18 protein-coding genes and 2 pseudogenes are annotated in these 23,370 nt (G+C 67.6%); 8 read left to right on the forward strand and 12 right to left on the reverse strand.

The window, feature by feature from the left end:
* Nucleotide 1 precedes the first annotated feature (1 nt).
* From octT to ACFWF1_RS37550, 10 genes are all read right to left on the reverse strand, one after another.
* Nucleotides 2–751, reverse strand: a complete 750-nt coding sequence (octT, locus tag ACFWF1_RS37505; RefSeq protein WP_379282502.1) for a diglucosylglycerate octanoyltransferase — start codon at nt 749–751, stop codon at nt 2–4.
* 562 nt (nt 752–1,313) lie between these two features.
* Nucleotides 1,314–1,973 carry a histidine phosphatase family protein gene (locus ACFWF1_RS37510; protein WP_379282501.1) on the reverse strand — a complete coding sequence of 220 codons (660 nt, stop codon included), beginning with the start codon at nt 1,971–1,973 and terminating at the stop codon, nt 1,314–1,316.
* Between the two features lie 108 nt (nt 1,974–2,081).
* On the reverse strand, nt 2,082–2,498 hold the full coding sequence (gene rsfS / locus ACFWF1_RS37515) for a ribosome silencing factor (RefSeq protein WP_357382965.1): 417 nt from the start codon (nt 2,496–2,498) through the stop codon (nt 2,082–2,084).
* Between the two features lie 26 nt (nt 2,499–2,524).
* Nucleotides 2,525–3,166: a nicotinate-nucleotide adenylyltransferase gene (gene nadD, locus ACFWF1_RS37520; RefSeq protein WP_379282889.1), complete on the reverse strand. Its 642-nt coding sequence runs from the start codon at nt 3,164–3,166 to the stop codon at nt 2,525–2,527.
* Between the two features lie 218 nt (nt 3,167–3,384).
* Entirely contained in the window at nt 3,385–5,853 is a 2,469-nt protein-coding gene (locus tag ACFWF1_RS37525) for a hypothetical protein (RefSeq protein WP_379282499.1), read from the reverse strand.
* Between the two features lie 3 nt (nt 5,854–5,856).
* The gene (locus ACFWF1_RS37530; protein WP_379282497.1) at nt 5,857–7,707 is read right to left on the reverse strand and encodes an HSP90 family protein; all 1,851 of its coding nucleotides are present in this window, start codon (nt 7,705–7,707) and stop codon (nt 5,857–5,859) included.
* A 70-nt stretch (nt 7,708–7,777) separates the two neighbouring features.
* Nucleotides 7,778–8,119 (reverse strand): MmcQ/YjbR family DNA-binding protein, encoded by a 342-nt coding sequence (locus ACFWF1_RS37535; RefSeq protein WP_379282496.1) that lies wholly within the window; start codon nt 8,117–8,119, stop codon nt 7,778–7,780.
* Nucleotides 8,120–8,128: 9 nt separating this feature from the next.
* On the reverse strand, nt 8,129–9,556 hold the full coding sequence (locus ACFWF1_RS37540; RefSeq protein ID WP_379282495.1) for a VWA domain-containing protein: 1,428 nt from the start codon (nt 9,554–9,556) through the stop codon (nt 8,129–8,131).
* 4 nt (nt 9,557–9,560) lie between these two features.
* A complete protein-coding gene (locus ACFWF1_RS37545) occupies nt 9,561–10,445 on the reverse strand; it encodes an AAA family ATPase (RefSeq protein ID WP_379282494.1) in 885 nt (294 codons plus the stop codon).
* A 43-nt stretch (nt 10,446–10,488) separates the two neighbouring features.
* A complete protein-coding gene (locus ACFWF1_RS37550; protein WP_379282493.1) occupies nt 10,489–11,754 on the reverse strand; it encodes a glutamate-5-semialdehyde dehydrogenase in 1,266 nt (421 codons plus the stop codon).
* A gap of 84 nt (nt 11,755–11,838) precedes the next feature.
* Between ACFWF1_RS37550 and ACFWF1_RS37555 the strand changes: the two genes are divergently transcribed.
* From ACFWF1_RS37555 to ACFWF1_RS37580, 6 genes and pseudogenes are all read left to right on the forward strand, one after another.
* Nucleotides 11,839–12,045 (forward strand): DUF2510 domain-containing protein, encoded by a 207-nt coding sequence (locus ACFWF1_RS37555; protein ID WP_379282492.1) that lies wholly within the window; start codon nt 11,839–11,841, stop codon nt 12,043–12,045.
* 11 nt (nt 12,046–12,056) lie between these two features.
* Entirely contained in the window at nt 12,057–12,935 is an 879-nt protein-coding gene (locus ACFWF1_RS37560; RefSeq protein ID WP_379282491.1) for a ribokinase, read from the forward strand.
* A 213-nt stretch (nt 12,936–13,148) separates the two neighbouring features.
* On the forward strand, nt 13,149–14,519 hold the full coding sequence (locus tag ACFWF1_RS37565) for a glutamine synthetase (protein ID WP_379282490.1): 1,371 nt from the start codon (nt 13,149–13,151) through the stop codon (nt 14,517–14,519).
* Nucleotide 14,520: 1 nt separating this feature from the next.
* Nucleotides 14,521–15,600 (forward strand): amidohydrolase family protein, encoded by a 1,080-nt coding sequence (locus tag ACFWF1_RS37570; RefSeq protein WP_379282489.1) that lies wholly within the window; start codon nt 14,521–14,523, stop codon nt 15,598–15,600.
* Nucleotides 15,601–15,692: 92 nt separating this feature from the next.
* A pseudogene (locus ACFWF1_RS37575) lies at nt 15,693–16,526 on the forward strand (RtcB family protein); the annotation flags it as partial.
* A 915-nt stretch (nt 16,527–17,441) separates the two neighbouring features.
* Nucleotides 17,442–17,942 (forward strand): annotated as a pseudogene (locus ACFWF1_RS37580) (RtcB family protein); the annotation flags it as partial.
* Nucleotides 17,943–17,981: 39 nt separating this feature from the next.
* On the opposite strand, the gene ACFWF1_RS37585 reads toward ACFWF1_RS37580, so the two are convergent.
* Nucleotides 17,982–18,464, reverse strand: a complete 483-nt coding sequence (locus ACFWF1_RS37585; RefSeq protein ID WP_379282488.1) for a hypothetical protein — start codon at nt 18,462–18,464, stop codon at nt 17,982–17,984.
* Nucleotides 18,465–18,622: 158 nt separating this feature from the next.
* Between ACFWF1_RS37585 and ACFWF1_RS37590 the strand changes: the two genes are divergently transcribed.
* Nucleotides 18,623–19,549 carry an alpha/beta fold hydrolase gene (locus tag ACFWF1_RS37590; RefSeq protein ID WP_379282487.1) on the forward strand — a complete coding sequence of 309 codons (927 nt, stop codon included), beginning with the start codon at nt 18,623–18,625 and terminating at the stop codon, nt 19,547–19,549.
* Here ACFWF1_RS37590 and ACFWF1_RS37595 read toward each other — a convergent pair.
* Nucleotides 19,546–20,664: a GGDEF domain-containing protein gene (locus tag ACFWF1_RS37595; protein ID WP_379282486.1), complete on the reverse strand. Its 1,119-nt coding sequence runs from the start codon at nt 20,662–20,664 to the stop codon at nt 19,546–19,548. The genes ACFWF1_RS37590 and ACFWF1_RS37595 overlap by 4 nt on opposite strands.
* A gap of 305 nt (nt 20,665–20,969) precedes the next feature.
* On the opposite strand from ACFWF1_RS37595, the gene ACFWF1_RS37600 reads away from it, so the two are divergent.
* Complete coding sequence (locus ACFWF1_RS37600; protein WP_379282485.1) at nt 20,970–23,093, forward strand: RecQ family ATP-dependent DNA helicase; 2,124 nt, start codon at nt 20,970–20,972, stop codon at nt 23,091–23,093.
* Nucleotides 23,094–23,370: the final 277 nt, after the last annotated feature.

Consider the following 23,370-nt stretch of genomic DNA (forward strand, 5'->3'; position numbering starts at 1 on the left):
ACTACCGAACCTCCTGCAGGGTCTTCACCATCGCGTTGGCCACCGCGGTATGCCCGGCCCAGCCCCAGTGGATACCGTCCGGGTTCGCATCGCCGGAGAAGATGTTGTCGCGCACGGCCTCACCGAGATCGACGAGCGGCACCGAAGTGCGAGCCGACCACGCGCGCAACGCCTGTACCGCGCGCTCACGTCCGGAGTGCACCCGCCCGTAGGCATCGCAGTTGTGCACGGACGGCAGCACCGCGACGAACGGCAGCTCAGGTCGCAAGTGCGCCAACGCTTCCCGCGACTGCTCCAGGTAGTCCACGCTCACCTTCGGCGGAAGCGCAACGGGGCGACCGAGTTTCGACAGCTTGGGCTGCAGCCAGGTGTAGGTGGCGCGCACGCCACGACGCAGGACCGGCGGACGGATGTAGCGGATCAGCTCACGCAACGCGGTCGGCAGCGGTGAGGGCAGGGAATCCATACCGCCCACGGCGAATACCACCGCACCGGCGCGCGGCACGGCCGCCCACACCCGCGGATCGCCGATCAACGCCCAGTACGCATCCCGGCAGGTCCAGCCGATCCGGCCGACCACCTCGACATCCCAATCCAGCTCGGCCCCAACAAGGTTCGGCCAGATCCGCGGATGATCGGCGGGCAGCCCGCCCTTGGGCCCGAAGTAGGACAGCGAATCCGCGATCACCAGCAGCACGGGCCGCCCCGACGCACCATCGGACACGACGGCGCCAGATCCGTCCGCCGCCACGGGCACTCCTGCCCCGATCGCCGAACCGGCAGCCGCAGCAGAAACAGCCGCACGCTCAGTCGCGGAGTCCGCCCCGACAGCTGGTTCAGCAGACGCGGAAACCGGTGCGTCCACATCGACGGCAGAATCAGTTGCGGCATCGCCCGATTCGCTTGATACGACAACCGGTACGGATTTCTCAGCCGCCGCAGCCGATACGGAACCGACTGCAGCGCTGACCGATTCGCGAGCCGACGTATCCCGACTTGCGGATTCAGCAGAATCAACCCGACTGTCCGCAACATCGGAAGCGTCATCCGCACCCTGCGCCACGGATTCACCCGTCGCAGCGGTGGTTTCGCCCACCGGAGCAGCCCGATCAGGAGGTGGGTCAACAGAACTGGCGGGAACGGAACCCTCGGGTTCGGACGGCCCTTCGCCCTCGTCCGTGCCCGACTCAGCAGGTTCGGGCTCCACCGCCGGAGGTACCGGGGGCGGGCCGAACAGCGCGTCCGGGACAGAACGTTCCGGTTTGGCCGAAGCCTTCCGGAACAGTTCATCCGGCACCTGCCGAATCGGATCTTCAGAGGACATCCGGGGCCACCTTCGCCGATGCATTCCACACGTCAAGGCGCCAGCCGGGCTGGTCGATGCTCGGACCGTGACTGCTGAGCTGCACCCAGCTGGTGTTGGCCAGTCCGCCGAGGACGGGCCAGTTCGCTGGAGGCAGGTCGAGCAGCGCGGCCGTGAGGCCGGCGATCAGCCCGCCGTGCGCCACCAGGATGATAGTCCGGCCGGGCCAGTCCTGCCGCTCGACGAGAAGTTCCCGTACCACCGGCAGCGACCGCGCGCCGACCTCGAGTTTGCTTTCCCCGTTGGGCGGCCGGAAGGTGGCGTCGAGCCGCCACGCCTGGCGCGCGCCGGGATAGTCGGCGTCGACCTCGAGGTGGGTCAACCCCTCCCAGTCGCCGAGATCGGTTTCGCGCAGTCGCGGATCGGGCACCACATCGAGTGACGTGTGATCGGCCAGCGCGGAAGCGGTCTCGAAGGCGCGGCGCAGATCCGAGGAGATGATGGCGATCGCGTTATGCGAAACCAGTTCGCGCGCAGCCTCTTTCGCCTGACGACGGCCGAGTTCGGTGAGATCGGTGTCGATCTGGCCCTGCATCCGGTCGGCGGCGTTCCATTCGGTCTGTCCGTGCCGCAACAGGATCAGGTTGCGCACGTGGGCGTACTTGCTCACGACTGCGCCTCGCTGACGCTCGGATCCGCCGTGCGCAACGGCACGCCGTATCTTCGGTTCGCTCGCTGACGCTCGCTCACGACGCTGCCCTGCCGATGACTCGCTCGTTCACTCGGCGTCGCTCTCCGCGTCGCCGTTCACCGCCGCGGCCCGCGCGTCCGGTCCGCCGATGCCGTCCACCGGCACCACCGGGCAGTCCTTCCACAACCGTTCCAGCGCATAGAAATTGCGCTCGTCGTTGTGTTGGACGTGCACCACGACATCGACGTAGTCGAGCAGCGCCCAGCGACCCTCGCGGGTGCCCTCGCGCCGCACCGGCTTGTGCCCGGCCTCGCGCAGCTTGTCCTCGATGTTGTCGACGATGGCGTTCACCTGACGCTCGTTCGGCGCGGAGGCGATGACGAAGCAGTCGGTGATCACCAACTGCTCGGACACGTCGAGCACCACCACGTCGAGCGCCAACTTCTCGTCCGCCGCCCGCGCCGCAACCTGCGCGATCTCGACCGACTCCACAGAGGCGCTCATGCCTGCCCCCCGCTACGCTCGCTCACTCAGCTACCTTCCGCTCCTGCGGGCACATAGAGGTGCCGCTTAGATATGTACTGCACCACGCCATCGGGGACGAGGTACCACACCGGCCGGTTCTCGGCGGCGCGGCGACGGCATTCGCTCGACGAGATCGCCAGCGCCGGGATTTCGACCATCGTCACCGCATCGGCCGGAAGATCGCGCAGATGTTCCTCGAGATGATCGGTATTCAGCTCGTACCCCGGACGGCTCACCCCGACAAACCTCGCCAGTTCGAACAGTTCGGCCCAATCCTGCCATGTCAGGATGTTGGCCAGCGCATCCGCTCCGGTGATGAAGTACAGCTCGGCGTCCGGATGCCGGTCGCGCATCTCCCGCAGCGTGTCGACGGTGTAGGTGACCTTTTCCCGGTCGATGTCCGCGCGACTGACCGAGAAACCGGGGTTGGAGGCGGTCGCGATCACGGTCATGAGGTAGCGATCCTCCGCCGGACTGACCTGTTTATCGGCCTTCTGCCAGGGCTGACCGGTGGGGACGAAGATCACTTCATCGAGCGCGAACCGATTCGCGACCTCGCTGGCGGCGACCAGGTGACCGTGGTGGATGGGGTCGAAGGTGCCGCCCATCACGCCCAGTTTGCGGCCGCGCCGACCTGTCTCTTGCATGAGTGCCGAGCTTAACTGGTCGGCTCCGGGCGGCCAGGAGCGGCGCGGGCGGACCGACGACGCCAACAATGGCTGGATCCGCCGATGGCGCGCACGTGTTTGCCTGGCGCGCGCGATTTGGCTGGCAAATTCGTGCGCGACCGGACAATTTGTGCGCGCCGGGCGCCTGCGCAAGCGTGCGGCTCACGCCGCGCGGGGGCGACCAGTGCCCTGGCGCGTTATTCGCCCGCCAGCCCGTAGCCGTCTTCCGCGTCGAGCATCTCGCTCAGTTCTCGGCGGGTTTGGGCGAGTTCCTCGGCTATTGCGGTCGACGAGCCGTTGTCTGTCAGCTCGTCGATCAGCGCCTGCATCGCGGTGAACCACGGTCGGCCCGGTCGCTCGTCGGAGCCCCACAGCTGCAGCCAGGCCGCCGAGCGCACGCAGCGGGCCCGCGACACCATGTTTCCGAGGTCGCCGAACAGTTCGGCTGCCCGCTGGTATGCGGCGACCGCCGCCGCGTCCTGATCGCAGTAGTCGAGGGCGGTGGCGGCGGACATGGCGAGGTCGGCGTGTAGTTCGCGACGGTCGGGATCGTGCTCGACCAGTTGGGCGGCTCGAGCGAATTGTCTTGCGGCGTCCTGATATCGGCGCAGTGCGTTCAAAGAGTCGCCGAATTGGGCGCGGACAGTGGCCAGTTCGGTGGGTGGATAGGGAATTCCTTCTGCCGCCATCACCTGTTCGAAGAGAGCGGCGGCCTCACCGTGGCGCCGAGCGCGATGGAACGCCCGCGCGGCAATCACGGTGTGGTGCAGCAGATCCGGCTCGGACACCCCCTCCCACCTCGCGGCAGCACGCACGGCCGCATCCGCCAGGTCGAGCTCGCGATCCGGTTGTGCGGCAATCGCGATGACCAACTGTGAACTGAGCCGCGCAACGTGCTCTGCGGGCAGTATCCCCGCACCGACCGCCAACGCTTCCCGCAGCCGCGCCTCGGCATGCTCCGGGGCATCAGCCAACCGTGCGGCACCGAGCTCAGCCAGCCGCTGCACCTCAGTTACCCGGTCAGCTACAGAAGCGACGCTCTCCGGCCACTCCTCCGGAAAGGCAGTCGCTGTCCGACCCACCTCGGTGGTGAGTACCGCACCGCCCGCAAACGCAGTACGACCCACGAGCGAAGTATCCGTAAAGGTCGCTCCACCCACTCGCGCCGTCTCGCTCCCACGCATGGCACCGCCCGCCCCGAACCTATCCGTAAGGGCCGATCCATCCACGTCAGGAGCACTGCTCCCGTGCGTGGAGCCGCCTGCGGGAGCTGCATCGCCCGCGGGAACGGCACTGCCCGCGGCAGCCGGGCCAGCACCACCCGTGACAGTTGCGGCGGTACCAGTAACGGCACGAGTTCCACCGCTGGCTGCGACGTCATCCGCTGAATCCACACCACGGGTGGGAGCCACACCGGCCGCCGCAGACGTATCGCTCGCAGCGCCAGCGCTACCGGCTGTTGCTGCGCCATCCGCAGGATCCGCGTCAGGAGCGGCACCGGAGGCGGATGGCATGCCTTCCGTACCCTCCGCAGCAGGAAGGCGACCGGCCCCTGTCGCAATCCCGTTGCCCTGCGGCAGTCTGCTGCGTAATCCGAGCGGAAGTCGTTCCAGTAGTGGTTGTCTCGCCAATCGGGTCGCGACGTGAGTGCTTACCGCCGCGTTTCCGTTGCGTATGTCATATCGCGCGCACAGGCCCGCGATCTCCGTATCGAGTTCCGCCAGTAGGGAATCCACCGTCTCGCCAGCGACCTGTACGTAGCCGAGGCCGAGGGTGGCCAGTCTGCGCAGTAGTACGCAGACGCCGGTGATGAAGGCGAGGCGGGAACCGGCGTCGGAACCGGGATCGGTGAGCCACCGGGCGTGTTCGGCGAGGATCTCCAGGCCGCGTCCTTCGTTGCCGGTCAGCGCACAGAACTCGATGTGCAGTGCCACTGACGGGCGCAAACTGTCGCTGTGCCGGACCAGGGGGTACCCGGTCAGGTGTGCGCCGCGCGCGTCGGCGAAGCGGCCGGTGCGCATCATCGGGAGCAGGGCCTGGGCCAGCACGCGATGCGGCTCTTCGGCGCAGGTGCGTTCGCCGTCGATGACCGGCTGCCAGTGGTCGAGTGCACCCGCGTCATCGCCCAAAGCCGCTCTGCTGGTGCCCCATTCGTCGCGTTCGCAGGCATCGCAGTCCGACATGCCGTCGCGCGGCGCCGCCATGGCCTCCTCTTGCAGAAATGCACCCTCCTCGACGTCACCCAGCTTCCGCGCCAATTGCGCGCGCAGCGCCAGCACCGGGCGCAGGCTGTAACCGCGCTGCCGATAACGGGTTTCGAGCTCGTCGAACCAGCGATACACGGTCGGCAGCGGTATCGCCGGGTTGTCGATCAGCCCCCAGGTCATCCACTTGAGGTACCAGTGCACCGAATGCGTGAGCGAGCCGAGCTCGGCGGGGAACTCGTCGTAGATCCGCAGCAGCCTGCCGTAGGCGACCGGCGCCAGGTCGCGTTCGCCCGCGTAGGTGTAGGACTCGGCGAGCTCCAGCAGGACTCGTCCTTCCAGGTTGCGGTCGGGGGCCGACTTCGCTGCCGCCGCAAGCATTTCCAGCCGTTCGACACGTAGTCGACCGTGCGGGAACGAGTAGACCTGCGCGAGCGCCTCATTGATCTCGGCGGTGTCCACGTCTCACTCCGTCTCTTCGCCGGTGCCCGCGGCACGTTGCGTTGCCCAGCTGAGGAATTCGCCGAAGGCACGGTTGAGCAGCGCCGTGTCGGCCGCCCGCAGCGGGCGGTGGGTCATCAGCAGTGCTTGCCCGTACAGCGATTCCACCGCGGTCTTCAGGAAGGCGGGGTCACCGATGCGGGTCAGCCTGCGCACGACCGGACTGTGATGGTTGAGCACGAGTTGGGCGCGCGGTGCGGCGGCGTCCAGCGCGCCGAGGATCTCGCTCCACAGCTCGTTCGCGCCGAGCGCGGTCTCCGCCCTGGCGCGTTCGTGGCGCGCGCCGCGCCCTTCGAGGTACAGCGCGGGCACCGAAACCGGATGGAAGGCACGGACGATCACGTCGCAGGACAGCGGATCGAGTACCGCGCGGGCAATGGACAGCACCGGCGTCAACGCCAGTTCCTCGGCCGGGTCGATCGGGTCCAGCGCTGCCGTGATGGCGTCGGTGTCGAGGTCGGCCACCTCGACACCGGGTAGCAGCTGCGGCAGCAACGCGACCAGCTCGCGGTCATAGGCGTAGCCGCCATTGACGATCCCGATCCCCTGCGCCGCCGCGGTCGACGCCACCTGACGGAACTCCTCCACCGTGGACGTCACCCGCATGACCGGGTGTTTTCGCGCGAACTCGGTCAGCGGTAGTCGCCCATCCGTGGTCTCGAAGGTCAAGTGCGGCAGCATGATCCGGAACAGCTCGGCCGAATGCCGGGCCATCGCCTTGACGCCGAGGGCATGCACCGCGAGGAACGCGGCCAGCCGCTGCGGCTGCTCGGCCGCGATCTCGGTGAGCCAGTCGCGCACTCGATCGCCGAGCACCTCGCGGATGATGGCGAGCCGTTCGTCCTCGTAGAGCCCTTCGCGTGACGCGGTCGGCCGCAACGAATCGGTGTCGATCACGCACCGCACGAAGAACGCCCAGTCCGGCAGCAGTCCGCGCACCGCGTCGCCGAGCAGCATGCCCTTCAGATACACCCGGTGCGCGCTGCTCTCGGCCGGATTGCCCGGCTGCGCAAGCACATACGCGACACCGCTGACGCCGGCCAGTTCGGCGTCCAAGTCGATCACGTCGAGTGGATCGAATCCGAGTGTGCGCTCGCCGAATTCGAGCAGCGCCTCGCGCCGCTCCATGGCGGACGGGTAGTGCCGATGCCACACGGCCGGGCCATCGGTCACCGGTACGATGATGCCGTCGGACTCGACCGTCACCGCGTACGGCAGCAGTGAACCGTATTCGCGGGCGAGTTCGATCACCCGGCGCGGCACGAACCACGACTCGGCACCGGCCCGCGGCGTCAGATGCACCGTGGTTCCCGGCTCGGGATACTCCGCTGGCTCCAGCAGACGCACCGAGTAGGTGCCGTCCGCCGCGGCCAGCCATTCGACCGGCGCGGCCGCCCGATCGTCGGCGGACCGGGTGACCACCCGGATCTGCTCGGCCACGGTGAAGCAGGCGAGCAGTCCGATGCCGAACTGCCCGAGGAACTCTCGCCGTGCCCCCTCGATGTCGTCCCGCTTCGACGATCGGCCGATGGTCGCCAGGAAGCGGTGTACGTCCGCCTCGGTCAGGCCGACACCGGGATCGGTGATCCGCAAGCCGGTCGCATCGATGCTGATCCGAATCGCGGTGGGCGCCAATCGGTCTCGCTGCGCACGCGCGGTGACGGCGTCCACCGCGTTCTGCAACAACTCACGCAGATACACCCGAGGGCTGGAATACAGGTGGTGAGAGAGTAAGTCGACGATCCCCCGCAGATCCACCTGAAACGTATAGCTGTCCTCCACCGCCGCCACACCATTGGGCGTTCTCTCCACCATGGTCCGCAATCCTTGCGGCAAGCCCCAATGGTTCGCTTAACAATCGCTGATGACGCCGACCAGGCGCTGATCAGACCTTCGGCCGCTTGGACTTCGGCAGCCTGCTGACCACCGCCTCATAGGACTGGTCGATCAGTTCGCGCACCTCATCGTCCGGTATCGCACCGTTGAGCTTGACCCCGTTCCAGCCGTATCGCCCGATATACGACGACGCCGTCACATCATTCGGATACACCCGGATCAGCTCGTTGGCCTCTTCCCTGGTGCGCCCGCACTTGAGGCCGACCGAGGTCTCCCCGATGAACGCGAAGATCTTGTCGCCGACCTTCGCGACCACATCGCCTTCCCACGGTTCGTCCTGCCAAGCACCGGGTTTCGCGAGGCAGTACTTCAGCAGCTGCTTGCCGTTCATGTCCACTCCTCACACGGGCAGCAGCATCGACACCACTGCCGTCAGTTGGCTGGCCGAGCGACATTCGTGCATCTCGATCACCTGCCGGTATTTGTCGGCAGCGGAATCGCCCGAACCCCAGTTGGTTTGCATCTCCGGATTGAGCCAGTGCGCGTGCTTGGCAGTCCGTACCAGCGACCGTAGCGTCTCGAGTTCGGGATCACGATAGTTGGTGCGCGCGTCGCCGAGGATCAGCAGTGAACTGCGCGCGGTGACGGCGTCGGGGAAGTCCCTGGCGAATCCGGCGAGCGCGTTGCCGTAGTCGGAGTGCCCGTCCATCCCGACGACGCGCGCCTCGGTGAAGATCCGGTTCATCGCCTTGTCCAGCTGAGTGCGTGGATCGAAGAACTGGGTCACCTCGTCGGTCTGGTCGACGAACGCGAAAATCCTTACCCGCGAGAACTGTTCGCGCAGCGCGCTGACCAGCAACAGGGTGAAGTTGCTGAATCCGGCCACCGACCCGGACACGTCGCACAGCAGCACCAACTCCGGCCGACCGGGTCGCGGCTTGCGGTTCACCAGGTCGATGGGCACGCCACCGGTCGACATCGACTTACGCAGCGTCTTCCGCAGATCGATCTCGCCGCGGCGAGAATGCCTGCGCCGCACCGCGAGTCGCGAGGCGAGGATGCGCGCGAGTCGCTGTGTGCTTCGCCGCATCTCGACCAGCTCGGATTCCGAGGCCCGCAGGAAGTCGACGTCCTCGGATTGCCGGGGCACACCGTAGCTGGCGACCCGCTCCCGGCCGATCCGCTCGGCCACCCGCCGCCGCGTCTCCGCCTCCACCGAGGCACGGAACGCATCGATGCGGCCGCGCGCGGCCCGCCGGGCGATCTCGGTGTCGAACGCGCTGGTATCCGGTCCGGCCGCCAGCCCGGCCAGGATCTTGGCCAGTAGTGTCTGCGGCTGAACATCTTTCAACGCCTGATAGGCCGAGAACGACGACCCACTCGCGGACTGATACTGACCGAGTTGATCGACGATCTGAGCCGCCAGCGCATCCAGCCGAGCATCGCCCGCTTCCTGCATCAACAGCTCCGCGAGCAGTTCCCGCAGCGCGGCGATATCAATCTCACCCGTCGGCGTCCTCGGCAGCTCGACCTCGTCGAGAGCGCCGGTACGTTGACCGATCGCGATCGGAAACCACAGGTCGAACAGCCGATCGAACGTCGCGCGATGCGTGGTCCGGCGCAGCAGCGAACACGCCAACCCCTCGCGCAGCACGTCCCGATCGAGCAGATCGAGCACAGTCACCACCCGGCCCGCGTCCACCGTTTCCGACGGACCCACCGGAATACCGCGCTCCCGCAGCGCTTCGACAAACCCGACGAGATGACCCGGCAGACCGTGCGGCGCGGTCAGTTCCGCATCCGGCGCGGGCTGCGATCGCGCGGCCATCGGCTCAGGCCAGCTTCAGCTCGGCCAGCGCACGCTGGTGATCACTCTGATGCTTCAGCACGACACCGAGCGTGGCCCGCACCGCGGAATCGTCCAGGTCGTGCATGCCGAGCGCCAGCAACGTGCGACCCCAGTCGATCGACTCGGCCACCGAGGGCAGCTTCTTGAGCTGCATGCCGCGCAACACGTGCACGATCCGCACCAGCTGCGCGGCGACGGCGGCGGACAGCTCCGGCACCCGGCTGGCCAGGATGCGACGCTCGAGCTCCTCGTCCGGGAAGTCCAGGTGCAGGTAGAGGCAGCGACGCTTGAGCGCCTCGGACAGCTCGCGGGTGGCGTTGGAGGTCAGCACCACGAACGGCTTGCGGGTGGCGACAATGGTGCCCAGTTCGGGCACGGTCACCGCGAAATCGCTGAGCACCTCGAGCAGCAGGCCCTCGATCTCGACGTCGGCCTTGTCGGTCTCGTCGATCAGCAGCACCGTCGGATCGCTGCGCCGGATCGCCGTGAGCAGCGGCCGCGACAACAGGAACTCCTCGGTGAAAACGTCGGCCTTCGTTTCTTCCCAATCGTTTTCGCTGGACGCTTGGATACGCAGGATCTGCTTGGCGTGATTCCACTCGTAGAGCGCGCGGGCCTCGTCGACGCCCTCGTAGCACTGCAACCGGACCAGTTCGGCGCCGGAGGTCTGGGCTACCGCCCTGGCCAGCTCGGTCTTGCCGACACCGGCCGGCCCCTCGATGAGCAGCGGCTTGCCGAGCCGGTCGGCCAGGAACACCGACGTGGCGGTGGCTTTATCGGCGAGGTAGCCGGTGCTGGCCAGCTGATCGATCACATCGTCGACCGAGGTGAAGATCGGCTCCTGGGTCGTCTCGGAGGTGGGGGCCACGTGCAGTCCTTCCTTGGGAACGAGCGGCGCTCGCTCCTTATACCTATACCGGCCGGATCTGGCCGTCGCCCCACACGATCCACTTGGTGGAGGTCAGCTCCGGTAGCGCCATGGGTCCGCGGGCGTGCAGCTTCTGCGTGGAGATGCCGATCTCGGCGCCGAAGCCGAATTGCTCACCGTCGGTGAACGCGGTTGAAGCATTCACCATGACGGCCGCGGCGTCGACTCGGCCGGTGAATTCGCGGGCCGCGGCCAGCTCACCGGTGACGATGGCCTCGGTGTGCCCGGTGCCCCAGGTGTTGATGTGCTCGATGGCCGCGTCGAGGCCGTCGACCACCTTGAGCGCGATGTCGAGGGTGAGGTACTCCTCGCCCCAGTCCTTGCTGTTCGCGGGCACCAGGCCGGGCAGGTCGCCGTGCACGGTGACGCCGTGCCGTTCCAGCGCCTCGATCAGCTTGGGGACCGCGACGGTGGCGATCGCGTCGTCGATGAGCACCGTCTCGGCGGCATTGCAGACGCTGGGGCGGCGGGTCTTGGCGTTGATCAAGATCTGCTCCGCCATGTCCAGGTCGGCGGCGGCGTGCACGTAGACGTGGCAGTTGCCGGTGCCGGTCTCGATGGTCGGCACGGTGGCGTCGCGGACGACGGCGTTGATCAGGCCGGCGCCGCCGCGCGGAATGACGACGTCGACCAGGCCCCGGGCCTGGATCAGGTGGGTGACGCTGGACCGGTCCGCGCTGGGCAGCAGCTGCACCGCGTCGGCCGGAAGGCACTGTGTGACAAGGGATTCCCTCAGCACCGCGACCAGCGCGGCATTGGAGTGCGCGGCGGAGGAGGAGCCACGGAGCAGCACGGCGTTGCCGGACTTCAGGGTGAGCCCGAACGCGTCGACGGTGACGTTCGGCCTGGCCTCATAGACCATGCCGATCACGCCGAGCGGCACCCGGACCTGACGGGTCTCCAGGCCGTTCGGCAGCACCGAACCGCGCACGATCTCGCCGATCGGGTCGGGCAGACCGGCCACCTGGCGCAGGCCGGAGGCGATGCCGTCGATCCGGGATTTGGTGAGCCGCAGCCGGTCGATCAGCGATTCTTCGACGTTGGCGGCCTGCGCTGCGAGCACGTCCTCGGCATTGGCGTCGAGTACCGCGTCGGCCGCGCCGAGCAGGGCGTCGGCGGCGGCATGCAGTGCCTCGCTCTTCTGCGCCGTGGTCAGCTGCGCCAGCACACGCGACGCGACCCGAGCCTTGCGTGCGGCCTCGTGCACCACCTCGCGGACGTCCGGCTCGGTCGTCGTTCCTACCGTCATGGGTACAGCCTACTGACCCGGTCCAAGGCCGAATCCACCGCTGCGCATCGCCCGCCGTCCGGTCCGTGGTCACATATTCAGGTGATGGAACTGGGTCTGCTGCTGGTCATGGCCATCGTCCTGATCATTGTGATTACCAGTGTCGTCGTGGTCGCCGTGAAGTCCGGTTCCCGGCGCGCGACACCGCCGGTCTCGGGCCCGGGCTGGTACCCCGACCCGGCGGATCCGCGCATCGTCCGCTGGTTCGACGGGTACCGGTGGACGGATCAGACGCAGCAGCGCCTCCACTAGCCTTTGACGACATGGCCGAAAAGACGGACGTTCCCTCGATCGCGGTGCTCGGCAGTATCAACATGGATCTGGTGACGACCACCGATCGGCGGCCGGTGCCCGGCGAGACGGTGCTCGGCACCGGCTTCGCGATGGTGCCCGGCGGGAAGGGCTCGAATCAGGCGATCGCCGCCCAGCGGGCCGGCGGAGCGGTGCAGTTTCTCGGAGCGGTCGGAGACGACGTGTTCGCGGCCGAATTGCGGAGCGTGCTGACGGATTCGGGGGTCGGCGTCGATCGGCTGCGGACGGTGGACGGGCCGAGTGGTGTCGCCGCGATCGTGGTGGACGGCGGCGGCGAGAACAGCATCATCGTGGTCGGCGGCGCGAACGCCAGGATGACCGAGCTCACCGCGGCGGACCTCGACGCGATCGCCGCCGCCGATATTCTGCTGTGCCAGTTGGAGATTCCGATCGATACGGTGGTAGCAGGGGCACGGCACGCCCGCGCGAACGACACTACAGTGCTGCTCAATCCCTCCCCCACCCAAGACCTTCCCGCCGAACTGTGGGCGAACGTCGATGTGGCGGTGGTGAATTCGGGCGAGGCCGAACAGCTCGGCGCAGCACTCGACCCGGTCGCCCACGTGGTCGTGACGCGCGGCGCGGACGGCGCGTCCTATCGCGGCCCGGGCGGCAAGCAGCTGTCCCAGCCCAGCCCAAAGGTCGACGTCATCGACACCACCGGCGCGGGCGACACCTTCACCGGAGCGCTGGCCGCCGCCTGGCATCGCGGCCCCGAATACGCGCTGACCTGGGCAGGTGCCGCCGGCGCACTGGCCACCACCAAGCTCGGTGCCAGCTCCGCCATCCCGACCGAAGCCGAGATCCGCGCCGCCCTTCCCGCACACTAGCCGACAGGCACACTGGATTTCGCCGTGAATCCGTTGGCGCACAGCGTGTTCGGCACACGCGTCGGCAGTTCGAGCCGCCGAGCGCGTGGAAGCCATCGGCATGCCCCGTTGATCCGTACGGAAATGCGATGGCGCGCACTGCGACCGGGGCGACGCACCGCCACGAGTGAAAGCTCACGCCGAAGCCCAACTCGCCGACTATCGTTGACGTTCATGCCCACCATGCCGGAGCGCATTCCGTCCGATGGCGACAACGAAGCGGTGATCGGCAGGTTGGATGCCGATATCGTCGCGCTGACCTTTGTCGACAACGCCGGGATCACCAGGGTCAAGACGGTGCCGATGCGGCGGCTGGCGCAGGCCGCGCGGAACGGGGTCGGGGTGTCGCCCTGCTTCGAGACGTTCGCCTTCGATGATCTGATGACGGCCGGTAAATACCTCGGCGGGCCGGACGGTGATCTGCGGCTGGTCCCGGATCTGTCGGTGCTGACCGAGCTTGCCTGCCAACCGGGCTGGGCCTGGGCGCCTACCAACAAATACACCCAGGACGGGACGCCCTTCGCCGCCTGCCAGCGCGGGTTCGCCACTCGACAGGCCGAGGCGGCGCGGCAGGCCGGAATTCAGCTGTCCATGGCGTTCGAGACCGAATGGGCTGTCGGTCAGGGCGACACAGACGACTTCACCCCGGCCGCCTTCGGACCCGCCTACGGCCTGGTGCGACTCGGGCCGGTGGCGGACTACGCGCGGGAGCTGGTCGCGATACTGGACCGGCAGGGCATCCTCGTCGACCAGTTCCACCCGGAATACTCACCGGGCCAACTGGAACTGTCCGTCCAGCCGTCCGATCCGGTCGGCGCCGCCGACGACGCGGTGCTGGTGCGGCACACCATCCGGCAGGTCAGCCTGCAGTACGGCTGGCGCGCGCTGCTCGCGCCCTGCCTCGCGCCCGGCGGCACCGGTTCCGGTGCGCACCTGCACTTTTCGGCACAGGACGACCAGGGCCCGCTGTTCGCCACCGGCGACGGCCCGTACGGCATGCGCCGGACCGGTGAGGCATTCCTCGCCGGAATACTGCGCGAGCTGCCAGCGCTCGTCGCGGTGGGCGCGGGTAATCCGGCGAGCTTCCTGCGCCTGGAGCCGTCGCGGTGGGCGGGCGTCTGGCAATGCTGGGGCCGGGAAACCCGCGAGGCGGCATTGCGTTTCATCACCGGGGTGCGCGGCACCGAGGAGTGGGCGGCCAACGCCGAGGTCAAATGCTTTGACGCGACCGGGAATCCGTATCTGATCGTGGGTTCGGTGATCGCCGCCGGACTGGCCGGTGTGGCCGAGGAACTGCGGCTGCCCGCCGAAATCAGCGGCGACCCGGTGACGTTCGACGCCGAACAGCTGCTGATCTCCGGCGTGCGCAGGCTACCGACCCGCCCCGCCGAGGCGGCCGATCGGCTGGCGGACTCCGCCGTGCTGGCCGAGGCGATGGGCCCCGAATTGCACGACGCGCTGCTCACCGTGCGCCGCGCCGAGGCGGACCGCTATCAGAGCGCCACCCCCGAAGAGCTTGTCGCGCTGACCCGTTGGCGGTTCTGACGTGCTGACCGACGGCCTGACGCTCACCGATCACCACTGCCATGGCGTCGTCCCGCACGATCTGGACCGGGCCGGATTCGAGCGACTACTCGGCGAGGGCCCCACCGGCACCTTCGATTCCGCGATCGGCCTCGCGGTCCGCCGCTGGTGCGCACCGGCTCTCGATCTCCCGCCGCACGTCGGCCCGGACGCGTACCTGACCCATCGGGCCGAACTCGGCTGGCGCGAGGTCGCCGTGCGACTACTGGGCGCCACCGGCACCACCAGCTGGTTCATCGATACCGGATTCGGCGGCGGCACAGCGGAATTCAGCGAGCTGATCGAGGGCGAGGTGCGCGAGGTCGTACGCATCGAACACGTCGCCGAGCAGGTCATCGCCGAGGTGGGCGCGGGCAAGACGGTGTTCGATCACATCGAAGCCAGGCTGCGCGAACGTGCCCGAAATGCCGTCGGACTCAAAACCATCGTCGCCTACCGGTGCGGTCTGGACTTCCCACTCCGCGAACGACCACCGAAAGCCGTTATCCCCCAGCACCGGCTCACCGATCCGGACCTACTCGGCTGGCTGGTCGGCCTCGGCGCCCGCATCGGCGCCGAATTCGGTTTGCCGCTGCAATTCCACACCGGCTTCGGCGATACCGACCTGCGGCTGCATCGCGCGGATCCGCTGCTGCTCACCGACTTTCTCCGCAAAACCGCGAATACCGGCCTCATCGTGATGCTGCTGCACTGCTGGCCGTTTCATCGCAATGCCGCCTACCTGGCGCACGCCTTCGCACATGTTCGGATGGATATCGGACTCACCGCCCCCTACGTCGGACACCGCACCCAGGCCGTGCTGGCCGAGGCGCTCGAACTCGCCCCGTTCCGATCGCTGTGCTACTCCTCGGACGGCTACGGCCTGCCCGAACTGCACTTTCTCGGCGCCTTCTGGTGGCGCCGCGGCCTCGGCAGGCTGCTCGACGAATGGCTCGCCGAGGATCTGATCACCACCGCCGATGCCGAACGCCTGGCCGCGGGCATCGCGCACATCAACGCCGAGGACGCTTATCCGAGCACCCCGCCCAGTAACGCCGAGTAGAAATACTCACCCCGTCACCCGTATTTAATCGAGTGCGATAAGCCGCGTCGATCTTTACCGTTGATCAGGAAAACCAACGAAAGGATCGACAAATGTTTCCCGTCGAGCTGCGCGGCACCCGCGCGCAGACGCTTATGTGGGCCGAAGAGCACGCGGTCGAGCAGGCCGCGCTGCAGCAGCTGCGCAATATCGCCGCGCTGAAATGGGTCCACGGCGTCCGCGTGATGCCGGACGTGCACCTCGGCAAGGGGGCAACGGTCGGCTCGGTGATCGCGATGAAGGACGCGGTGTCCCCGGCCGCGGTCGGCGTGGACATCGGTTGCGGCATGGAGAGCGTCAAGACCGACCTCACCGCCGCGGATCTGCCGGACGACCTGCGTTCGCTGCGGTCCCGGATCGAGGCCGCGGTCCCGGTCGGTTTCAACGCGCACGACAGCTCGGTCAACGTGACCAAGCTCGGCGGCGAGGTTTCCGCGCTGGGCGCGAGCACCGCGACGCTGCGTGCGGGCTGGGACAACTTCTGGGGCTCGTTCGCCTCGCTCGACGACGGCGTGCAGAACCGGGAAGCCAAGGCGCACAAGCAGATGGGTACCCTGGGCGGCGGCAACCACTTCATCGAGGTCTGCCTCGACCAGGACGACGCGGTGTGGATCCTGCTGCACTCGGGCAGCCGCAACATCGGCAAGGAACTCGCCGAGCGGCACATGGCCGTGGCACGGACGCTGTCGCACAACGTCGACCTGCCCGACCGCGACCTGGCCGTATTCCTTTCCGGGACACCGGAAATGGATGCCTACCGCCGCGACCTCACCTGGGCGCAGGAGTACGCCGCACGCAACCGCGCGGTGATGCTTGCCCTGGTGTGCCGTGCGGTGCGCGACGAGTTCGCCGGGCGTCAGGTGCGTTTCGACCAGCCGATCTCCTGCTTTGCGGGAGAGACCTCGGTCATGACGGACCAGGGTTGCCGACCCATCGCGGAGCTCGCGGGCGCGACGCACACTGTGCTCACAGATGGCGGCGAGTGGGTGAAAGCACCCTTCAAGTCATTCGGAAATCAACCGCTCTGGGACGTGGTCATCGGCCGCTACGGGCAAGAACGCACGATCCGCGCGACAGGCGACCATCGCTGGCTGCTCCGACCAAAAGTGGCGCACAACCGCACCGAGGCAATCACTTCGGAGTTGCGCGTCGGAGACCGCCTCGCCTACGTCTACCCGAAGCGCGCGGATGGCCTCCGGCCATCACGGGACGGCATCGCCCGCGGCTTCGTGTTCGGAGACGGATCGATCTCAGGCGACGCGTTGGCGCACGCTAATTTCTTCGGCGCGAAGGACGAAGCACTGCTGCCCTACTTCGACTGTGGCGAGCGATTGCGAACCTACTACTACGTGTACGCGGCCGATACAACGCGGAAGGCTCACGTGCGGCCGGAAGCGGCAGCTGCACTTCGTCGCCAAGGCCATTCGGTGCAGGAGTTCAAGCGACTTGGCGGGCTTCCGCGCGAGTGGAAGCGCGAGTACCCCGCGCTCGACGGATCGGATTCCGATCTCTACGGCTGGCTCGCCGGTTACTTTGCGGCAGATGGCGAGGTCGGCAAAACCGGCCGTCCGGCCATCTGGTCCGCCGAGCGCAAGGATCTCGAATTCTTCAAGGCTGCCTGCGATGTGCTGGGCATCTTCACCCTGCCGATTCGGCGGAGGGTACGCGCGGGATTCAGTCGGACCGAGGCCGAAATATTCGTCATGGGCATTTCGCGCGGCGACCTCACTCCCGAGTTCTTCATCCATGCACACCACCGCCAGCGTTGGGCCGCGGGCAGTAAGGCTGTCGAGCGGAGGGGATGGACTGTTCGGTTCGTCAGGCTGACCGCGGACGTGGCGGAGGTCTTCTGCGCTGTCGTGGAGCGCACACACTCTTTTGCTCTGGAAGGCAACATCCTTACCGGAAATTGCCACCACAACTATGTGGCCGAGGAGCTCATCGATGGCATCCCGATGCTGGTGACCCGTAAGGGCGCGGTCCGGGCGGGCGCGGGTGATCTCGCGCTGATTCCGGGTTCGATGGGCACCCGCTCATACGTGGTGCGCGGCAAGGGAAATCCGGCCTCGTTCCAGTCGGCCTCGCACGGCGCGGGCCGGCGGATGAGCCGTAATGCGGCGAAGAGGCAGTTCACCGTCGCCGATCTGGTCGCCCAGACCGAGGGCGTCGAGTCGCGCAAGGACGCGGGCGTGGTCGACGAGATCCCGGCCGCCTACAAGGACATCGACGAGGTCATCGCCGCACAGCGCGACCTGGTCGACGTCGTCGCGACGCTGCGGCAGGTGCTCTGCGTCAAGGGCTGAATCCGGGCCGCGCCCATGGAATGTGGGCGCGGCCTCGATTCACTTGCGCCGCAAGGTGGCCGCGAATGCCGCGCCGATCAGGAGTATGCCGGTGAGCAACGCGAAGCCGTTCAATACCCAATTGTGCAGTGCGAGATGGAAATCGTCGGACAGCTCGGGCAGGTTCTCGATCTGCCGGTAGGTGTCGTCCGGGAAGACGATGTGCAAAATCCCGGGGATCACACCCCACACCAGGCCCGCGATCGCCGTGCCCACCGGGGAGAACGCGGCCAGCGCCGCCACCAGGAACAGCAGCACCGCGCCGCCGATGATCTGGAAGTTCGAACCCCACCGGTCCGCCGAGCTGCCCAGAATCACCCACTGCCTGGTGTCCAGCGCGCCGTGCGCGGATAGCCCGACCCCGATCGGGGTGATCACCAGCGAGATCAGCGTGCCGGTGAGCGTCCGGCCGAAGCCGCTGCGACTCTGGAACTGGCTGCCTGGCGGCGACCAGCCCGCCGGCGGCTGGTATTGGCTCGACATGGTTGGCCTCCTGCGCGGACCCCGCTTTCGGGATCATCTCGGCCCTATTGTCCGCTGTTCATGGTCATTTCGCCTCGAATGCCGCGCCGATTCAGCTCTGGGCTGTGCTGCCGGCGCGACCGAGGAGACGCGCACGTCACGACTGGTTACCATCGAGTATGCGCCAGCGACAACGAGGTTCGGGCTCAACCATCCACCCTGCGGCGGCCGCGGAGCCTCCGGCTATTGCGGGTGTTCGCCGATACTTCGTCAGCGCACGCGGCGTCGACTTTCATGTGACCGAGTCCGGTCCGGTGGACGGTCGGCCGGTGATCGCGCTGCACGGGTGGCCGCAGCATCACTACGCCTATCGTCATCTGCTGGCCGACCCGCCGGAGGATCTGCGCATCATCGTCCCTGATCTGCCGGGCTACGGCTGGTCCGGTCCGGCGCCGCATCGATGGGCCAAAGACGAGGTGGCCTCGGATGTGCTGGCGTTGCTCGATGAGCTCGGCCTCGGCCACGTGTTGCTCATCGGCCACGATTGGGGCGGTTACATCGGACACCTCCTGGTGTTGCGGGAGCCGGAGCGGTTCGACGGATACCTGGTGCTGAACATGGCGCATCCGTGGCAGACGCCGCGCAGCTTCCTGCCGCACCTGTGGCGGTTCCTGGTCTATCAACCGCTCGTCGCCACGGTCGGGCAGTACCTGCAGCAGCGCACCCGGGTGCTCGAGGTGATGCTGGCCAAGGGCGTCAAGAATCGGGCGGAGTTCGGGCCGGAAGTTGTTCGCGCGTATGCCGATCGGTTCCGCGATCCGAATGTCGCGCGGGCCGGGGTCGACACCTATCGCACCTTTCTGCTGCGCGAACTGCCGCGCGGTGCCCGGCATGGGGAAACGCGTCGCGCCACTGTCCCGATCCGTGCCCTGTTCGGTGTCGACGACAGTGCGGTCCACCACTCGCTGGCCGCCGCCGAAACCGCGAAAGCCGATGACTACACGCTGGAGCGGGTGGCGAACTGTGGTCACTTCATCGCCGAGGAACGGCCCGATCTGATTCGCGCCCGCCTGATCACGCTCGCCGAGGAAACCGCCGCACGCTAAGCCGACCGTGTCGCATCGTGGGTGTCGATGCCCTGCAACGCCGTGATGTGCTCGACCACAACGGTATTGCCGCCACGCTGCTTGGCCTGATACATCGCGCTGTCGGCGCACCGGATCAGATCCTGCACCAGCTGACGACTCTGCCGGTAGCCGTCGGCACCCGCGTCGGCGACGGCGATGCCGATGCTGGCGGTGACCGAAATCGACCCGACGGGTTCGGCGACGGCGCTGCGTAGTCGCTCGGCGGCGTCGACCGCGGTCGGGACGGGCAGGCGCGCGACGATCGCGAATTCCTCACCGCCGAGCCGGGAAACGATGCTGCGGGTAGGTGCCGCATGCTGCAACCGATCGGCGGTGCGGACCAGCACCTTGTCGCCGGCGGAGTGCCCGAAGGTGTCGTTGACCGCTTTGAAGCGATCCAGATCGACCATCATCACGCAGACCGGGACCGGTCCGGAGCCGCCGACCACCATCGCGGAGTGGTACTCGAATCCGCGCCTGCTCAACAGCGTGGTCAACGGATCGGAGAGCATGTCGCTGCGCAGCACCCAGTAGCAGAACTGCAATCCCGGCGGCACCACCGTGGCCGCGACCATGCCGAGGATCATGATCACCGCCGACGCGGCATCACCGACGCCGAACAGCGGAATCGACAGCACCGCGGCCGACGCCAACGACCACGCCGTGTGCCCGGCCAGCACCTGTGGACTGTGGAAGGCGCTGACGTAGATGCCGACGATCAGCAGCAGCATCATCCCGACCGACCGGACGACATAGCCGGGGCTCAGCACGCAGACCAGCGTGATGCACAGGTCGCCGACCGCGAGCAGTGTCAGCGATTCCACTCTGCTCGGCCACGGTAACCACCACCAGCGCACCACCCAGACCACTGCGGCCGCCACGATGCCCCACAGCACCGTCCGGCCGAGCACGGTCTGCGGGCCTGCCGACGAGGTCACCGTCAGGATGCTGATCAGCGGTGTCGCCAGCCCGCACAGTCCGATGGCGAATTTCACGACGCCGAGCGCCGAGCGGTCGGCGAGGGCGTTCACCACCCAGCGGTAGTCGACGCCGTCGTGCCACCAATCCCGCAGCAACCGCAGATAGCCGTTCATGACCGCGCCTCGCCCACGCTCGGCGCTGGCCCGCGCTGTGCTCCGACTCGCTCGCTACGCTCGATCATTCGACTCGTCCTCGGCGTCGACAGGGAAGCCTCGTATCGTTTCGAACCGCACTCACTTGTGGTGAACGCCGCCGCGGAAGCCGGTGATCGCGGTGTCATCGCGGCGATTCACGCAGTGTAGGACAGATCGCCGCACATACCGAGAGTCCGACCGGTATCGATGTCGACAGGCCCGGTCGGGGCGGGCGGGCGCGACGAGCGCGGTTGCTGTCGGTACCGTCGGGCACGATGGAGCGCATGACCACGGCGACCGATGTCCCGGCGATCGACCTCACCGCACCCGACCTTCGCGAGCGCGCGGAACACCTGCTGCGCGAGCTGGCCGGACCCGATGCGCGGCTACGGGAGGATCAGTGGACGGCGATCGAGGCGCTGGTGGTGCAGCGGCGCCGCGCGCTGGTGGTGCAGCGCACCGGCTGGGGTAAGTCGGCGGTCTACTTCATCGCTGCCAAGCTGCTGCGCGGGGCCGGGCGCGGGCCGACGGTGATCGTGTCGCCGTTGCTCGCGCTGATGCGTAACCAGGTCGCCGCCGCGCAACGGGCGGGTGTGGTTGCCGCGACGATCAATTCGGGCAATGTCACCGAATGGGACGAAATACACAGTCAGGTCGCGTCCGGCGAAGTCGACGTACTGCTGGTCAGCCCGGAGCGGCTGAACAATCCGGACTTCCGTGATCAGGTGCTGCCGAAGCTCGCCGCCGACGCCGGACTCGTGGTGATCGACGAGGCGCACTGCGTCTCGGACTGGGGGCACGACTTCCGGCCCGACTATCGGCGGATCCGCACGCTGATCGCCGACCTCGGCTCGGACGTGCCGGTGCTGGCCACCACCGCGACCGCGAACGATCGAGTGGTCACCGATGTCGCCACTCAGATCGGCACCGACACCCTGGTGTTGCGCGGCACGCTGGATCGCGAGTCACTGCACCTGTCGGTGGTGCGCTTCGCCGACGCGGTGGAACGCACCGCCTGGCTCAGCGGACATCTGCGCACGCTCACCGGCTCGGGCATCGTCTACACACTCACCGTCGCCGCCGCGCATGACCTGGCCGACGTGCTGAACTCGCACGGGCACACCGTCGCCGCCTACACCGGCCAGACCGATCCCGCCGAACGCGAGGCGCTGGAGCAGGCGCTGTTGAACAACGAAGTGAAGGCGCTCATCGCCACCTCGGCGCTCGGCATGGGTTTCGACAAGCCCGATCTCGGCTTCGTCGTGCATGTCGGCGCGCCGTCCTCGCCCATCGCCTACTACCAGCAGGTCGGTCGTGCGGGCCGTGGCACCGAGCGCGCCGAGGTGGTGCTGCTGCCCGGGCCGGAGGACGCGCGGATCTGGAGTTACTTTGCCTCCGTTGCCTTTCCGCGCGAACACATCGTGCGTTCGGTGCTCGACGCGCTCGATACCGACCGCGCGTTGTCGACGGTCGCGCTGGAACCGCTGGTCGAGCTGAACCGCTCCCGGTTGGAGATGGTGCTCAAGGTGCTCGACGTGGACGGTGCGGTGCGCCGGGTGCGCGGCGGCTGGCTCGCCACCGGCCAGCCGTGGACCTACGACACCGAACGCTATGAGCGACTGTCCGAGGCGCGCGAGGTCGAACAGCAGGCGATGGTCGACTATCAGTCGACGGGCGCCTGCCGGATGGAATTCCTGCGCGGTCAGCTCGACGACCCGGGATTGGCTGCGGAACAATCGGATTCGTCCGGCTGTGGCCGCTGCGACAACTGCACCGGCACTCGACCCGATGTCTCGGTGGACGCCGAAGCGGTCGCCGCCACCCGGGCCCGCCTCGACCGTCCCGGACTGGACCTGAGCCCGCGCAAGCAGTGGCCCACCGGCATGGCGAAACTCGGTGTTCCGTTGTCCGGCAAGATCACCGGCGGCGCCGAGACCGGCCGGGTACTCGGCAGACTCACCGACCTCGGCTGGGGCCAGCGCCTGCGCACCCTGCTCGACGGCCCCGACGACCCCATCCCCGAGAAGGTCTTCGAAGCCTGCGTCGCCGTGCTGCGCGACTGGAACTGGACCACCCGCCCGACCTCGGTAATGGCCCTAGAATCCCCCCGCTACCCGGTCCTGACCGCCACCCTAGCGGCAGGCCTAGCCGAGATCGGCCGCCTCAACGACCTCGGCACCCTCCCCAACCGCCCAGACCGCCCCCCGGTATCCGCCGCCAACTCGGCCCACCGCGTAGCAGGCCTGTTCGACTCCTGGAACGTCCCCGACCTCACCACCGTCAAGGGCCCAATCCTCCTGGTAGACACCCTCTCCGACACCGGCTGGACCCTAACCCTCGCCGCCCACGCCCTCCGCACCGCAGGCGCCGACGCAGTACTCCCCTTCGCCCTCGCCTCAGTCACCTAGCCAGACCATCGAGCAGAGTCATATGGTCGCTGAAAGATCTTCAACACCAACCATATGACTCTGCTCGATCACGCCCAACGACCATTCGACTCGCCTCGTTCTCCCCGAGCCTCTTTGAACCGGACCACAGCCAGTCCTCACGCTGGAACACAAGCGTTGCCCATCACAAGCCGCGGAAGAGAAGGTCGGGTACCCCACCTGACGCGCCCAGCACTACTCCGGTCATCTGATGAACCAGTCGACAACCTTTGAGCCAGCACACCACCGGAGTTCTCTG

The organism is Nocardia sp. NPDC060255 (genome assembly GCF_042727395.1).
Classification (GTDB): domain Bacteria; phylum Actinomycetota; class Actinomycetes; order Mycobacteriales; family Mycobacteriaceae; genus Nocardia.